11 protein-coding genes are annotated in these 15,624 nt (G+C 44.8%); 9 read left to right on the top strand and 2 right to left on the bottom strand.

Translation table 11 applies throughout. The annotated features are described in order from the left end of the window. Nucleotides 1-124: 124 nt before the first annotated feature. Entirely contained in the window at nucleotides 125-2,251 is a 2,127-nt protein-coding gene (mtlD, locus tag ACTJIX_RS05115; protein WP_440611239.1) for a bifunctional mannitol-1-phosphate dehydrogenase/phosphatase, read from the top strand. A gap of 64 nt (nucleotides 2,252-2,315) precedes the next feature. On the opposite strand, the gene ACTJIX_RS05120 is transcribed toward mtlD, so the two are convergent. Together ACTJIX_RS05120 and ACTJIX_RS05125 are read right to left on the bottom strand one after the other, a co-directional pair. Then, on the bottom strand, nucleotides 2,316-3,320 hold the full coding sequence (locus ACTJIX_RS05120; RefSeq protein ID WP_184103871.1) for an ABC transporter substrate-binding protein: 1,005 nt from the start codon (nucleotides 3,318-3,320) through the stop codon (nucleotides 2,316-2,318). 10 nt (nucleotides 3,321-3,330) lie between these two features. Next, the gene (locus ACTJIX_RS05125; RefSeq protein WP_071320262.1) at nucleotides 3,331-3,909 is read right to left on the bottom strand and encodes an ANTAR domain-containing response regulator; all 579 of its coding nucleotides are present in this window, start codon (nucleotides 3,907-3,909) and stop codon (nucleotides 3,331-3,333) included. 401 nt (nucleotides 3,910-4,310) lie between these two features. On the opposite strand from ACTJIX_RS05125, the gene ACTJIX_RS05130 reads away from it, so the two are divergent. The 8 genes from ACTJIX_RS05130 to ACTJIX_RS05165 all read left to right on the top strand — a co-directional run bounded on the left by ACTJIX_RS05130 (nucleotide 4,311) and on the right by ACTJIX_RS05165 (nucleotide 15,587). Then, nucleotides 4,311-5,660: an MFS transporter gene (locus ACTJIX_RS05130; RefSeq protein WP_440611240.1), complete on the top strand. Its 1,350-nt coding sequence runs from the start codon at nucleotides 4,311-4,313 to the stop codon at nucleotides 5,658-5,660. Nucleotides 5,661-5,695: 35 nt separating this feature from the next. Next, entirely contained in the window at nucleotides 5,696-8,242 is a 2,547-nt protein-coding gene (gene nirB / locus ACTJIX_RS05135) for a nitrite reductase large subunit NirB (RefSeq protein ID WP_071320264.1), read from the top strand. A 24-nt stretch (nucleotides 8,243-8,266) separates the two neighbouring features. Then, nucleotides 8,267-9,877 (top strand): nitrite reductase small subunit NirD, encoded by a 1,611-nt coding sequence (gene nirD, locus ACTJIX_RS05140; RefSeq protein ID WP_071320265.1) that lies wholly within the window; start codon nucleotides 8,267-8,269, stop codon nucleotides 9,875-9,877. Between the two features lie 185 nt (nucleotides 9,878-10,062). Continuing rightward, nucleotides 10,063-12,840 carry a molybdopterin-dependent oxidoreductase gene (locus ACTJIX_RS05145; RefSeq protein ID WP_334136286.1) on the top strand — a complete coding sequence of 926 codons (2,778 nt, stop codon included), beginning with the start codon at nucleotides 10,063-10,065 and terminating at the stop codon, nucleotides 12,838-12,840. Further along, complete coding sequence (gene mobA / locus ACTJIX_RS05150) at nucleotides 12,840-13,463, top strand: molybdenum cofactor guanylyltransferase (protein ID WP_163171322.1); 624 nt, start codon at nucleotides 12,840-12,842, stop codon at nucleotides 13,461-13,463. The genes ACTJIX_RS05145 and mobA overlap by 1 nt, the downstream gene beginning before the upstream one ends. A 226-nt stretch (nucleotides 13,464-13,689) precedes the next feature. Further along, a complete protein-coding gene (gene moaA / locus ACTJIX_RS05155; RefSeq protein ID WP_163171323.1) occupies nucleotides 13,690-14,751 on the top strand; it encodes a GTP 3',8-cyclase MoaA in 1,062 nt (353 codons plus the stop codon). A gap of 1 nt (nucleotide 14,752) precedes the next feature. Continuing rightward, complete coding sequence (locus ACTJIX_RS05160) at nucleotides 14,753-15,019, top strand: MoaD/ThiS family protein (RefSeq protein WP_004809395.1); 267 nt, start codon at nucleotides 14,753-14,755, stop codon at nucleotides 15,017-15,019. Nucleotide 15,020: 1 nt separating this feature from the next. Beyond that, nucleotides 15,021-15,587 carry a molybdenum cofactor biosynthesis protein MoaE gene (locus ACTJIX_RS05165; RefSeq protein WP_005222117.1) on the top strand — a complete coding sequence of 189 codons (567 nt, stop codon included), beginning with the start codon at nucleotides 15,021-15,023 and terminating at the stop codon, nucleotides 15,585-15,587. Nucleotides 15,588-15,624 lie beyond the last annotated feature (37 nt).

Genomic DNA, 15,624 nt, shown 5'->3' on the forward strand with positions numbered 1-15,624 from the left:
TTCAGTCTTTATTGGTTATTTTTTAACCCAAACTATTTCATATCTTTACATTGGTTTAATTCGGTTTTGTTTTTCTTTAAGGTATTGCTCACTTCTTAACTCATTGAATTATAAAAGGGGAGCAATGCTAGAATTTAAAAATCAAATCGTACACGGCGCAATTTTCGATATGGATGGAACCATGTTTGATACCGAACGCTTGCGCTTTCAAACCTTGCAACAAGCTTCACGTGAGCTGATTGGTATTGAATTTTCTGAAAGTTATTTAATGCAGTGTTTGGGCCTTAGTGCTCGTAGTGCAGAGCAATTGGCTAAAGAGCGTTATGGAGAAGATGTACCTTATGCTGAGATTCGTCAACGTGCCGATGTGCTGGAACTGGAGCATGTGCGTCAGTACGGCGTTCCGATTAAAAAAGGTTTATTACAAGTGCTGGAGCGCCTGCGCAAAGCTGGTCTGAAAATGGCGGTAGCGACATCCAGCCGACGTGCGATCGCAGAAGAATATCTGATCAATGCCAATGTCTATAAGTTTTTTGATGTACTGGTCTGTGGCGATGAGATTAAACAGGGGAAACCTCATCCGGAAATTTTTATCAGTGCAGCCGAAAAAATCAATTTAAGTCCGGCCCAGTGCCTGATGTTTGAAGATTCTGAAAATGGTCTGCGCTCTGCCTATGATGCAGGCGGGATGACGGTGCTTTTCAAAGACATCAAAACACCGAACGAGTCGATGCTGGCACAAGCCCAGTATTATTATGAAACGGTCGAAGATTTCTTGACGGAACTGAACCAGTTTGTGCCAGTCCTGGATATGCCAGAATTACAGACTGCTTTTCCGCAAACGCTGAATCAGTTGACAGTCGGAATACACGGTTTTGGTGCAATTGGTGGTGGTTATCTGGCTCAGGTGTTATCGCATTGGGATGGATACACACGTCCACGCAAAATAATTGCGTCGACACGTAACCCGCTGTATCAATCCAGCGTCAATGCGTTTGGCACGTATTGTATTCGCTATGGGCAAAATTCGTTTGACCAGCGTATTGAAAATATGAGCGTGATTGATGCACATGATCTGCAACAAATGCAGAATATGTATATTGAATCCAGTCTGGTCGCCATTTGCGTACCAGAGGAAGCACTGGTTTCTGAAGCAGAAGTGATTGCACAGGGCTTATATGCGCGTTATCTGGCCTATGAACAGCAGGATCAGCCACTGACAGTACTGATTATCCTGAATAAAATCGGTGCTAAACAGCAGGTGATGCAGCAGATTCTGAACAGTCTGCGAATGATTACCGATGATCAGACCGTACAGAAGATTATGGATCAGCATTATTTCTGTGACACTGTGGTCAACCGCATGGTTTCCAAGTTATCCGACCAGAAGCTATATCGTCAGTTACGCATCAAATACAACATGTTCAAGCAGTATCAACTGGATGAGGATTTATCCACCGTTGATCTGGATGATTCAACCGCATTGAATGCCGAGCAGGAACATCAGGCAGGTTTATATATTGAAGACCTACGCCGTAATTTCCAGCCGAGCCATATCCTGCAGTCAATGGATCTGATCCTGTTTAATGCTGAAACGGATATGCCAATTTATGTGGAAAATAACAGTCCCTTACTGGCCAAAATGCGACAAATGATTCTGGTGGATGATATTGCCAATATCCAGCTGATTAAAAACCGCTTATGGAATGGCGTACATGCGATGATGGCCTGGTATGCCAGCCTGCGTGGACATCCGACTATTGGTATTGCCATGTCAGATCATGCAGTCAGAAAATTTATGCACCAGTCCTTAGCTCAGGTGAAGCATAGTCTATGTTACCAGATTCCAAAACATGCCTCAGATCTGGAACGTCTGGCTCAAAGTTTTAGTGAATCCTGTGCCCATGCTTATCAGGACCCATGCGCACGTGTAGGTCGTGAGCCTTTAAGAAAACTTGAGCATAATGAGCGGGTGATGGGCTCATTGTCCACCTTGCTCAAATATAGCTTGCCTTTTGATGTGGTTTTAAAAGGAGCAGTACTTGGTTATGTCTATGCGCTGGAGCAGGGCGAATGCGAGCAGCAGGAACTTTTGATGCATTTGCAGATCCAATTAAGACATATGTCATTAGAACCGCAGCTCTATGAGATGTTGTATGACGAAATGGCACAATTCATCAATCAGATCATTGCTGGAAAACTGTCCTTGCAGAAATTCATGCAACTGGATTTACAACAGGCATTCAGCTAAATAAAGTATTAAATTAAAAAGACCCAGAATTTTCTGGGTCTTTTTTATGAGAATAGATAATGTTTTAAACAGCAGTCGATTCTTGCTGATAAATACAGGATTGCGCAATCTGTTTTTTCTCGGCTGCGGTCATTTCAATATCTTCCCATTTTTCCATTTGCTGCAAGAGCCAGCTAAAATCTTCCAATTTGGGTTGGGCACTTTCACCATGCATATTACGGATAATTGTCTGAATCTTATGGAAGTCATAAACATGCTGATGATCAGAACATTCAAACTGGATAATCTTATAATCGACCAGCATCTCCCAGACTTCAGACAGGTCAGTTCTCTGTTGCAAATCGGCTTGGGCTTTCTGAATCGCAGTCACTAAAGCTTTTAAGGTCAGTGGATGTTGTTCTGCCCACTCCTGACAGACTGCTAGTACTTTGTCTGCCACTGCAGGAATAATATTTGGGCCGGAGGCCACAATAAAACTATGACCTTCAATCTGCGCCTGAATATTCCACGGCTCACCCACACAAAAGCCATCAAAGACATGTTGGGCAATACCTTTCACCATCGAGGGCGGTGGCGAGGTTAGCATATGAAAGTTTTTAGCCAAATCTGGATCGGTCAGTGCCAGCCATTCACGTAAACAGAAATGATGGATTGAATATTTATATACATGCGCCAGATTCACGCGTTTATTTTCTTTCAGTGCTTGCACGACTTTTTCCGAACTGGTTTTTTCATCGAAATCCGGATGTAAATTCAGCGCATAGCAAATATCCTGGCGCAGACTGATAAAGGCCTGATTAATACTGAGTACCAAAGGCGTTTGCAGATTGGCTTTCAGTTGATCCTGACCAAGTGCTGCAGCTGGCAACATTGCAGACAGGCAGTGCGCGACATCAAGGAAGCCATAAGCCAGACGGTCACGCAGACTGGCCCATGAAGCTTCCCGGATCAAGTTCACCTTTAAACCTTGTTCCTGAAAATAACCCTGTTTTTCCGCCCATAAGATCGCGACACAATCGAGCAAAGGAATAAAGCCGATATTAATTTCATGCTGTTCCAGTTCAGACATTTTCTTCTCCTTATTCGCCCGATAACAGTTTTTGTGCATCCAGCAGACGTCTTGCCATTTCGCCCAAAGTTATGCGGTGACTCATGGCATTTTTGCGCAGCAGAGCAAAAGCTTGTTCTTCGCTCATGGAATGCAGTTGAATCAGCAAGGATTTAGCTTTGTCGATGTCACGGCGGTCTGCCAGCTTATCTTGGGTTTCCTTGAGATCATTCAGCAGTTTTTTATGCTTATGGAATTGCTCAATGGAAATCTCCATGATGCTATTCAGCTTGCTCGGATCAATACCATCAACAATATACGCCGTCACACCGGCATCAATCGCGCTTTTGATGGTGTCCTTGTTGGAGTTCTGGGTAAACAGAACCGTAGGTAATTCATACTGGCTCACGCAGCTTTCGATAATGTCTCGATGCGGGTGATCCATATTCAATAGAATGACATCTGCCTGCAGATTCTTGACATGCGCCATACTCAGATCATGGACGATCAGGCAGGCAACGACGATAAAATCATGCGCAGTTAATGAATCCTGAATAAATTCAGCACGTTCGGCATTGTCATCAATGAGTGCAATTTTAAGTTTTGGCATATTACAGCTTTATTTTTGATCCAATGATCGGTACATCTTGAACGCATTTATATGCAATTTTTGCGCCATTTTTATGCAATGTTAAGCAGGGTTTTCTGTATTTTTATGATTCCTTTTTGTGCAAAAGCTTTGAAACAGTGCAATTCCATCAATGTCGTAGGGGATTGCAATGCTTATAAATAAGTTGGACTAGCGCTTTATCCTTAAAAAATAAGTAAAAAAGCCTTTTTTATAAAATTGGCACAGATCCTGCTAAGTATTTAACAAGATAAGAGTATTGAGTCAAAGGCGACTTATACCTGAAAATTTAGACGGCCAATGACGTCCGTTCTGTTCGATTCTGACCTGCCAAAGCCACAGGCCAGGATATTTATAACGTTCAGTTCTGGAGGAAGATGGTCATGTCTTCAAATTTACAAGCTCAAAAAGCAACAAAAATAAGTCTATTCAGTTTTTCCAGCGCAGCGATGCGTGCCTTCCACATGAGCTGGCTGGCATTCTTTGTCTGTTTCTTCGCCTGGTTTGCCTGTGCGCCGCTGATGCCGGTCATTGCAGGTGAATTCAATCTGACCAAAGCACAAATCGCCAATATCAACATTGCTGCGGTTGCTATCACTATTCTGGTTCGTCTGATTGTGGGGCCTTTATGTGACAAATACGGTCCACGTAAAACCTATTCTGCATTACTGATCATCGGCAGTATTCCTGTCTTTGGTGTTGCAGCTTCTAATAGCTACGAATCCTTCCTGTTCTTCCGCTTATTGATTGGCGCCATTGGTGCCAGCTTCGTGATTACCCAATATCACACCAGCATCATGTTTGCGCCAAATGTCGTAGGTACGGCAAATGCGGCAACTGCAGGCTGGGGCAATGCAGGTGGTGGCGCCACGCAGGTATTGATGCCATTAATGCTGGCTGCCCTGGTGATGTTCGGTGTTGAACAGGTAATGGGCTGGAGAATTGCACTGATTGTGCCAGGTGTGATGATGGTGATAGTAGGCTTCCTGTACTGGAAACTGACTCAAGACTGTCCGCAAGGCAACTTTAGTGAATTACGTGCCCAAGGCGTCAGTGTCGGCAGCGATAAAAAAGGCGGCATGGCGATTCTGATGCATGCAGCGAAAAACTACCGCGTCTGGATCCTGTTTGGTGCCTATGCTGCCTGTTTCGGTATCGAAATCTTCATTCATAACATCGTGGCAATGTACTACGTAGAAAACTTCGAGTTTGGCCTGAAAGAAGCGGGTATGGCTGCGGGGATCTTTGGTTTGCTGGCGTTATTTGCACGCGCCCTGGGCGGCATCGTATCTGACAGAGTCGCACTAAGCAAAGGTCTGGATGGCCGTACCAAAGTATTGTTTCTGATGATCCTGCTGGAAGGTGTGTTCCTGGTGGTGTTCTCACAAATGAACAGTGCAATGCTGGCAATCCTGACCATGACGGTATTTGCCCTGTTTACCCACATGGCCTGCGGTGCGACCTATGCGCTGGTGCCATTTATTGATCGTGATGCACTGGGTGGCGTGGCGGGCATTATCGGTGCAGGCGGTAACGTAGGCGCAGTTGCAGCGGGCTTCTTATTAAAAGGCATGCTGGATATCCAGACCACATTAATGGTGCTGGGTGGGCTGGTAGTGATTGCTGCGAGCTGTGTATTGATGATCCGTTTCTCGGTTGAGCATAAGGAAAAAGAACAGCGTCTGTTTGAACAGGCGATCCAGGATCGCAACCTTGTTGAAGCGCAAAATTAAGACCAGATATTTTAAAATTAGTAGGAAGTAAACATATGAAAATTATCATGATTGGTCATGGCATGGTGGGCCACAAATTTATCGAATCTGTACTTGAACAGGCGGGCGATGAGGTTGAAATCACTATTCTGGCTGAAGAACCACGTTTGGCATATGACCGTGTTCATTTAACTGAATATTTCAGTGGAAAATCAGCAAAAGACTTGACCCTTTGCCGTAGCGACTTTGCGGATGCATATGGGATCGACCTGCGCTTGGGCACTAAAGCAGTTTCAATAAATCAGCACACTCGTACTGTGACTACCCAGCATGGTGAAGAGTTAACTTATGACAAGCTGATTCTGGCAACAGGTTCCTATGCTTTTGTTCCGCCAATCCCGGGGAATGACCGTGAAAATTGTTTTGTTTACCGTACGATTGAAGACCTGGATGCCATTCGTGCAGCGAGTTTAAATGCAAAAACTGGTGTGGTAATCGGTGGTGGTCTGTTGGGTCTGGAAGCAGCTAAAGCCCTGCGTGATCTAAATCTGGAAACACATGTGGTTGAATTTGCGCCACGTCTGATGGCAGTCCAGATTGATGATCTTGGCGGAAAAGTTTTACGCTCAAAAATTGAAAATCTGGGTGTTAAAGTTCATACCCAAAAAGCAACCTCATCTATTGAAGACGGTGCCAATGCCAAACATGTGATGAAGTTTGGTGATGGTGCGGAACTGGAAACCGATATTATCCTGTTCTCTGCAGGGATTCGTCCACGTGATGAATTGGCACGTCAAAGCGGGCTGGCCATTGGTGAACGTGGCGGAATCATGATCAATGATTATTGTCAGACTTCTCATCCAGATATTTACGCGATTGGTGAATGTGCACTCTGGAATAACAAGATTTTTGGTCTGGTGGCTCCAGGCTATGACATGGCACGTATCGCTGCAAAGCATGTGCTGCAAGAAGAATGTGCAGCATTTGCTGGTGCAGACATGAGCACCAAGCTGAAACTGATGGGTGTAGATGTTGCTTCGGTAGGCGATGCACATGCCATGACACCAGGTTCACTGAGCTACTTCTACGCCGATGAAGCGGCTCAAGTCTATAAGAAAATCGTGGTCAATGCCGAAAAGACCAAACTGTTGGGTGCAGTACTGGTCGGTTGTGCCAAAGAATATAACGACCTGCTGCAAATGATGCTGAATGGACTGGCTGTACCTGAGAATCCTGAAAGCCTGATTATGCCGGGCTTTGATCAGGCGACTGCTAAAGCAGGTGGTAGTGGTGTGGATCTACTTCCAGATAGTGCAACCATCTGTTCATGTAATAACGTGTCTAAAGCAGATATATGCTCTGCAATTGCTGATGGCTCAACTTCACTCGGCGCTCTGAAAAAATGCACCAAAGCAGCAACCGCCTGTGGTGGCTGTGCGCCACTCGTCACTCAAGTATTGAAGTCCGAGTTGCAACGCCAAGGCGTAACGGTAAATAACCATTTGTGTGAACATTTTGCTTACTCACGTCAAGAGCTGTATCACCTGGTTCGAGTTAATGAAATCAAAACGTTTGATGACCTGATTCATCAACATGGACATGGGCTGGGCTGTGACATCTGTAAACCGACAGTAGCGAACATTCTCGCATCTTGCTGGAATGATTTCGTCTTAAAACCAAGCCATGCTGGCTTGCAAGACAGTAATGACTACTACCTGGGCAATATCCAGAAAGATGGTTCTTACTCAGTCGTGCCACGTATGGCGGGTGGTGAAGTTACACCGGATGGCCTGATTGCGATTGGTCAGATTGCTAAAGAATATGGCCTATATACCAAACTGACAGGCGGTCAACGTGTCGATATGTTTGGTGCACAAGTGCATCAATTGCCGGAAATCTGGGAAAAACTGATCAATGCAGGTTTTGAATCAGGTCATGCTTACGGTAAATCCTTACGTACGGTGAAATCTTGTGTCGGTAGCACCTGGTGCCGTTATGGCGTAGATGATTCGGTTGGCTTGGCGATCTTCCTGGAAAACCGTTACAAAGGCCTGCGTTCTCCACACAAACTGAAAATGGCCGTGTCTGGCTGTACCCGTGAATGTGCCGAAGCACAAAGCAAAGACGTGGGCGTGATTGCCACTGAAAAAGGCTGGAACCTATATGTTTGCGGTAACGGCGGTATGAAACCACGCCACGCGGAACTGCTGGCATCTGATCTGGATACTCAAACCTTGATCCGCTATATCGACCGTTTCTTCATGTTCTATATCCAGACTGCAGATCGTTTGCAACGTACTTCGGTATGGCGTGACAACCTGGAAGGTGGCCTAGATTATCTGAAAGATGTCATCGTGAATGACTCGCTTGGTCTGGCCGCTGAACTGGAACACCGTATGCAGCATGTGGTGGGTACTTATCAGGACGAATGGCGTACTGCGATTGAAGATCCTAAAGTTCGTAAACGCTTTAAAACCTTTATTAATGCCAAAGCTGAACTGCAAAATGATCCTCATGTTCAATTTACTGAAGTACGCGGCCAGATCCGTCCGAAAACTGAAGCTGAACGTGATATCACACGTATTCCAGTAGTTGAAGCCTGATTCAAAGCATAAGGAAGAAAGAAGATGACCATTTTAAAAGATATGAATGAACTGAATTGGGTGGAAGTGTGTGCACTGGATGACATTACCCCGAATACCGGTGTAGGTGCATTAATTGAAAATCAGCAAATTGCTTTGTTCCGTGTAGGTCATGAAAAGCGTGTTTATGCCTTAAGTAACCAAGATCCATTTAGTAAAGCATTTGTAATGTCACGCGGGATTCTGGGTGATCTGCAAGGGGAACGCGTCGTCGCTTCACCGATTTACAAGCAGCATTTCAGTCTGGCAACCGGACGCTGTCTGGAAGATAAAGACCAAAAGCTGCTGGTATTTCCGAGCAAGATTGAAAATGGCAAAGTCTGGATCAGTCCGACCCCTCAAAAAACCTATATCACCAATAATGGTACTTCTCAGGAAAAGATGAAGCTGGTTTTGGTGGGCAATGGCCTGGCTGGTATGCGTTGTCTGGAAGACCTGCTGGATATGGCACCTGACCGTTATGAAATTACCGTGATTGGTGAAGAACCTTGGGGCAATTACAACCGTATCATGTTGTCACCAGTATTGTCTGGTGAGAAAACCATTGATGACATCATGCTGCATTCGCATGCCTGGTATGCTGACAAAGGCATCCGTCTGATTGCCGGTGATCCGGCAGTTCGCATCGACCGTCCTCGTAAACACGTATATACCGAAAAAGGCGAAGTGATCAGTTATGACCGCCTGATTCTGGCGACTGGTTCCAAACCATTTGTTCCACCGATTCCGGGGAGTGACTTAAAAGGTGTACTGAGCTTCCGTGATATTTATGATGTCAACAGCATGCTGGATTACTGCAAGACCCGGAAAAATGCTGTAGTGATTGGCGGAGGACTTTTAGGTCTGGAAGCAGCGTATGGACTAAAACAGCAAGGCATGAATGTCACAGTATTGCATCTGATGGATCGCATCATGGATCGCCAGCTGGACAGCAAAGCTAGCCAGATGCTGAAAACAGCAATTGAGCAGAAAGGTATCACGATTCTGACTGCAGCGAATACCGAATGCCTGTTTGGTGAAGAGGGTCATGTGACTCAAGTCAAACTCAAAGACGGGACTGTGCTGGATGCTGATCTGGTGGTGTTTGCTGTGGGGATCCGTCCAAACATGGCTTTAGCACAAAGCGCAGGCTTACGTTGTAACCGTGGTGTATTAGTGAATGACACCATGCAGACTTTTGACCCAAGTATTTATGCGGTGGGTGAATGTATTGAACATCGAGGTCAAACTTTTGGTCTGGTTGAACCACTTTGGGGCCAGGCGTTTATTTGTGCATCACATCTGGCCGAGCATGGCAGTCTGACGTTCAAAGCGCCAACCGTACCAACTCAATTAAAAGTGAGTGGCTGTGATGTATTCTCGGCAGGTGATTTCGAACCAAAAGAGGATTTTGAAGATATCGTACTAAATGATGAGAAACGTCAGATCTATAAACGCATTATTATTCAAAGAGATAAAGTAATTGGTGCAGTGCTGTTTGGTGATACTGAGGATGGTGCTTGGTATGCTGAGCTAATTGCAGATCAAACCCCAATTGCAACGATTCGTAACAAGCTACTTTTTGGTCGGGATTTTGCATTAAAGAAAGCAGGTTAATCCATCACATAAATCTCCCCTAACCCCTCTTTAAAAAGAGGGGAACCTCCCTCCTTTAACAAAGGAGGGTTGGGGAGGATTAAAGCTTTTGGGGCCAAGAAAAAATTTAAACCAAACCTGTAAAAGCTAGACATTATAGATTTGGCGAGATAAGTGAATTTAGATAATTTAGGAGCACAGCAGCAATGAATAGTATCCCAGTGGTGGAACTGCATAGCTCCACAGAATTAAAAACTAAAACCACACAGACTACGTGTCCATATTGCGGCGTGGGTTGTGGTGTGACTGCACATGTAACGCCGACCACATCAGGTCCGAAAGTGACTGTTGAAGGTGATGTCAAACATCCTTCGAATTACGGAAAATTGTGCATCAAAGGCAGTAATCTGGCCGATACTTTAGGCTTGGAAACCCGTTTATTGCATCCAATGTCAGGCCGTAAAGACCAGCGTGAAATTACTGATTGGGATACTGCAACTTCAACGATTGCCCATAAATTCCAGCAATACATTGAGCAGTATGGCCGTGACAGCATTGCCTTTTATGTCTCGGGTCAGCTGCTGACTGAAGACTATTATGTGGTCAATAAGTTCGTCAAAGGCTATCTCGGCACGGCAAATATTGATACCAATTCACGCCTGTGTATGTCTTCGGCTGTTGCTGCACATAAACGAGCTTTTGGTGAAGATTTGGTTCCAGCCAGTTATGAAGATTTTGAACATACTGACATGGTGGTGCTGGTGGGTTCCAATACTGCATGGTGTCATCCGGTGCTCTACCAGCGCATCATGAAAGCCAAGGAACAGCGTGACCTGTTCGTGGTCGTGATTGATCCGCGTTTTACCAGTACCTGTGAAGCAGCAGATCTGCATTTGCCTATTCTGCTAGGGCAAGACGTTGCACTATTTAATGGCCTATTACAGTACTTATATCAGCATGGTGATGTAGATCAGGAATTTGTTGCTGCACATACCCAAGGGCTGGAACAGGCCTTGGCCAGCAGTACTGCGGAAGCTTCGATTGAAGATGTTGCGGCACGCACCGGTATTTCAGCTGCTAAGCTGAGTCAATTCTTTGAAAAATTTGCCCAGATTGACAAAGTCATGACGTTGTTCTCCATGGGTGTAAACCAATCCTCCCGTGGCGTAGATAAAGCCAACAGTATTATTAACTGCCATTTGCTCACCGGAAAAATTGGCAGACTCGGTGCAGCTCCATTTTCCATGACCGGCCAACCAAATGCGATGGGCGGACGTGAAGTCGGTGGCTTGGCCAATATGCTGGCAGCCCATATGGATTTAGAAAATCCGGAGCATCAACAGCTGGTGCAAAACTTCTGGCAAAGTCCATATATTGCCAAGCAAGCGGGTTTTAAGGCAGTTGATCTATTCCAGGCAGTCGAAAGCGGCAAGATCAAAGCCATCTGGATCATGGCCACAAATCCGGTCGTCAGCTTGCCCGATGCCGATCAAGTGAAGCGTGCTCTGGACAAATGTGAATTCGTAGTGGTCTCTGATATCTGTCAGGATACGGATACTACTCAATATGCTGATGTATTACTTCCAGCTTTAGGCTGGGGCGAAAAAGATGGAACCGTCACCAATTCGGAACGCCGTATTTCAAGGCAACATGCCTTTTTAGATGCGCCGGGTGAAGCCAAAGCTGACTGGTGGGCGATTGCACAGGTGGCGAAGCAAATGGGCTTCAGAGGGTTTGATTTTCTAAATAGCCATGAAATTTTTAAAGAACATGCCGGACTCTCTGCCTATCAGAATGTAGAAATTTCCCAACGTCTAGAAACCCCATATTTCCGTTATTTTAATCTGCAAGGCTTGAGTAATTTAACCACAGAAGAATACGACAAACTGGAACCAGTGCAATGGCCGGTTTGGGATAAACAGCAACCTGCTCAATCTGTAGGACGATTATTTGCCCAAGGTCAGTTCAGTCATGCTGATGGTAAAGCAAGATTTATTACGACTACTGCGATTGATCCGGTCAATCAGGTTTCCAGTGAATATCCTTTAATTCTGAATACTGGTCGGATTCGTGACCAATGGCATACTATGAGCCGCACTGGATTATCTGCCAATCTCAGTACACATCGTGCCGAACCGTATTGTGAAATTCACCCGAATGATGCACTGAAATACGGGATTCAGGATGGTGAGCTGGTCGAAGTTCGTTCTGAATGGGGACAATGTATTTTACGTGCTCAGGTTAGTGACAATATCCGTCGAGGTCAGGTCTTTACACCAATCCACTGGAATGATCAGATGGCATCCGATGCACGTATCGGCAAGCTGGTGAATCCGGTGGTCGATGCCATTTCAGGCGAGCCTGAGTTTAAGCATACGCCAGTGTTGATTCAGCCATTCCATACCCAGTGGCAGGGTGTGCTGTATGTACGTGAAGGTTATGAAAGTTATGTGCAACCCTTTATTGATAAAACCATCTGGTGGACCAAGGTAAAGGCTATTCGTGCGACACGTTATGAAATTGCGGATCGTCAGAAATTCAATACCACAACCCAACAGTTAAAGAACTTATTGCCTTTTACTGAAGAGGACTTTGAATGGCTAAATCTGGAGGACCAGACCGCGCATATCAGCCATAGCATAGTGTTGCAGGACGGCAAGCTGATTGCCAGCCTGTATATCGCTCCGAAAGCACTGTTACCAGATCGCGACTGGTTATCGGGGCTATTTCAGCGTGAACGACTCAGTGCCATGCACCGTAAAGCGTTGCTGGCCGGTCAGGCGATCTCAATGAGCAAGAGTGAAGGTGCGCTAGTGTGCAGCTGTTTTAAAGTCGGTAAAAATCGCATCATCCAAACCATAAAAGAAAAAAATATCACCAATGAAAAACAGGTGACCGCATGTCTAAAAGCCGGCGGCAACTGCGGTTCCTGCTTACCTGAAATTCGTGGCCTGATTAAAGCTTGCCAGACGGAGTCTGTATAATGAAAAGAATCCATAAGAGCATGAATTATCCACCCACCGATTTAGTCATCCTGGCCGGTGGCCAGGCGCGTCGGATGAATGGCATTAACAAGCTGCTGCAAAAGTTTGATGATGAAATTCAACTGATCAAGATTCACCAGCAGCTTAGATCGCGTGTTGGTCAGGTCTGGATCAACAGCCACCGTGATCACTCCATTTATGAACGCCTTATTCCATCAATCCGTTATTTTCAGGATGATGAACCGGGCTTTCAAGGACCTTTGATGGGCATGAAAAGTGCCTGGTCTCATGTGCAGTCTGACTATGTGCTATTTGTACCGTGCGATGTGACTTACATTCCAAAAAAGGTTATTTCTGGATTACATCGGGCCATGCAGCGAGATCTTCTTTGTGAAGTGGCTGTAGTGGAAATAAATGATATAGCATTGTATCCATTCTGCTTACTTAAACGAAGCAGTTTGCCGACACTGGTTCAGCATCTCGAACAAAATCAGCGCAGTTTAAGACATTGTTTTGCGAAAATGCACATGCAAATGGCGCGATTTAAAAATCATGCACTGTTTTTTCACAGCATTAACTCCTTTGATGAATTGCAGCAGCATCAGCAACTGCATTTTCTCTAAGTGCTGAGTGAGTAGTGCTTAAAAGTAGGGCAATACACCTGTTTAAAACTCTTATTTTTCTTAAATTCCAATAAATCGCACTCAAATATTAAAAAGCCGCAATTTCTGCGCAAAGTTGGAACACTTATTGCACTTTAACCCTAGAGCAATAGCAATTTAATAGGGCATCGGTCAGCAAAAATTTGGCTAGAAAAAAAGTTGATGATCGACCCTGATGGAATAAGCAATGAACCACATCAATCCTTTACAGCAGGCTGAACCAGTCCCGGTATTTCAGGATCAGTTTGGACGCAATAAGCGTAAGCTCCGTATCTCTGTGACGGATCGCTGTAATTTTAAATGTGTTTATTGCATGCCAGAACATCCGGAATGGATGAAAAAACACGATTTACTCAGCTTTGAAGAACTCTATCATTTTTGTGAATTCATGGTTCGCCGTGGTATTGAACAGATTCGGATTACCGGTGGCGAACCTTTAATGCGCCAAGGTGTGGTGCATTTTATTGCTGAAGTACAACAACTGAAAAAAATCGGCCTGAAACGTATTTCAATGACTACGAATGGTCATTATCTCAAACAATATGCAGCAGAATTAAAGCAGGCTGGGCTAGATGACCTGAATATCAGTCTGGACAGTCTGGATGCAGAGCAATTTGAACAGTTAACTGCAAAAAAACTGCAACCCGTATTAGAAGGCATTCAAGCAGCCCAGCAGGCTGGCTTTCAAATCAAAATTAATACAGTACTCATCAAAGGCATCAATGATGACCAGATTCTGTCTTTGGCACACTGGGCCAAACGCGAACAAGTTGAATTGCGTTTTATCGAGTTTATGCCACTCGATGGCGACCAGAACTGGTCACGTGATCATGTGGTTAGCGAGCAGGACATTCTGGATCAACTGGCACAAGTATTTGAAGTAAAGATCAGACAAGGTCAGGGGGCTAATCCAGCACGAAGCTATTACATTGACGGTATGTCGATCGGCATTATTTCAACGATTACCAATTCATTCTGTGGTAACTGTGACCGTTTACGACTGAATGCTCAAGGTGAATTATTTAACTGCTTATTCTCAACTCAAGGTCTAAAACTCAAAAACAGTATTCAACAGTTAAGACAGCACCTAGCATCAGCTGAACAAACCCTGCAACAACAGCTGCAACCCTATATCTGGAATAAAGCTGCTGGCTTTCAGGCCATTCAGGCTCAGCAAAGACTGTTCAATCCCTCCCATAAAACCCATTCAAATTTCCGAAAAATCAGCATGCATATGATAGGAGGCTAAGATGACTACAAAACTTCAATCATCGATTACCGTCAAAATCGAATCTTTCGGTGCGATCGAACGTCAGTTACCTCAAGATTTAACTGTGCAATGTCAGATAGACAGTCTGGTCGCCGATGTACTCAATAAAGTCATTCAGTCCTTTCCAGAAGCTTTCAACCTGTTAGAGCGTTGTGCCTGTGCCATCGGTGAAGACATTATTTCTCGTCAGACTCGATTAAATCAGGACAGTACTCTAGTGTTGCTGTCACCGGTCGCAGGAGGTTGAGATGGAACTGAAACAATTTGCCCGTATTCAGGACACACCGCTGCAACAGGACGTATTTGATGGGATTCAATATTTTCCTGAATGTGGGGGAATCGGTATTTTTATTGGAACAGTACGAAATCATCATGAAGGTAAAGCGGTTAAAGCACTGAAATATACCGCTTATGCACCTGTTGCTGAAAAGATGATTCGCCAGATCGAGCAGGAAATTCAGGCTGAATATGACGTGTCCTATGTCCGAGTTGTACATCGTATCGGTTCACTGGATATTGGTGATATCGCCATTATTGCCATGGCCTATGCATCACATCGTCGGGAAGCTTTTCAAGCCTGCGAAGAAGCCGTGGAACGGGTCAAGCATGAAGTACCGGTCTGGAAAGAAGAATTCTATATGGATGGCAGTAGCCAATATGTCGAAGGTTGCTGCATTCGTCGTGACCAGGGTTCAGATCATCACACTCATAGAAAGCATGTGCATACGCATAACTGTACTGATGCACATAAATCGGAAAAATTGCCTTTGAACCTGATCCAGCCAGATGTTCCTGTTTATCAATGGCCGCTATAAATTCAAGTTTGAGTAAAAAATGAAAAGATTCAAGAAG

This window comes from Acinetobacter sp. 22323, from assembly GCF_052044895.1.
In the GTDB taxonomy this organism is placed as follows: domain Bacteria; phylum Pseudomonadota; class Gammaproteobacteria; order Pseudomonadales; family Moraxellaceae; genus Acinetobacter; species Acinetobacter schindleri.

Coding starts and splice junctions, on each gene's coding strand:
- mtlD (WP_440611239.1), top strand. CDS start 125: ATGCTAGAATTTAAAAATCAAATCGTACACGGCGCAATTTTCGATATG.
- ACTJIX_RS05120 (WP_184103871.1), bottom strand. CDS start 3,320: ATGTCTGAACTGGAACAGCATGAAATTAATATCGGCTTTATTCCTTTG.
- ACTJIX_RS05125 (WP_071320262.1), bottom strand. CDS start 3,909: ATGCCAAAACTTAAAATTGCACTCATTGATGACAATGCCGAACGTGCT.
- ACTJIX_RS05130 (WP_440611240.1), top strand. CDS start 4,311: ATGTCTTCAAATTTACAAGCTCAAAAAGCAACAAAAATAAGTCTATTC.
- nirB (WP_071320264.1), top strand. CDS start 5,696: ATGAAAATTATCATGATTGGTCATGGCATGGTGGGCCACAAATTTATC.
- nirD (WP_071320265.1), top strand. CDS start 8,267: ATGACCATTTTAAAAGATATGAATGAACTGAATTGGGTGGAAGTGTGT.
- ACTJIX_RS05145 (WP_334136286.1), top strand. CDS start 10,063: ATGAATAGTATCCCAGTGGTGGAACTGCATAGCTCCACAGAATTAAAA.
- mobA (WP_163171322.1), top strand. CDS start 12,840: ATGAAAAGAATCCATAAGAGCATGAATTATCCACCCACCGATTTAGTC.
- moaA (WP_163171323.1), top strand. CDS start 13,690: ATGAACCACATCAATCCTTTACAGCAGGCTGAACCAGTCCCGGTATTT.
- ACTJIX_RS05160 (WP_004809395.1), top strand. CDS start 14,753: ATGACTACAAAACTTCAATCATCGATTACCGTCAAAATCGAATCTTTC.
- ACTJIX_RS05165 (WP_005222117.1), top strand. CDS start 15,021: ATGGAACTGAAACAATTTGCCCGTATTCAGGACACACCGCTGCAACAG.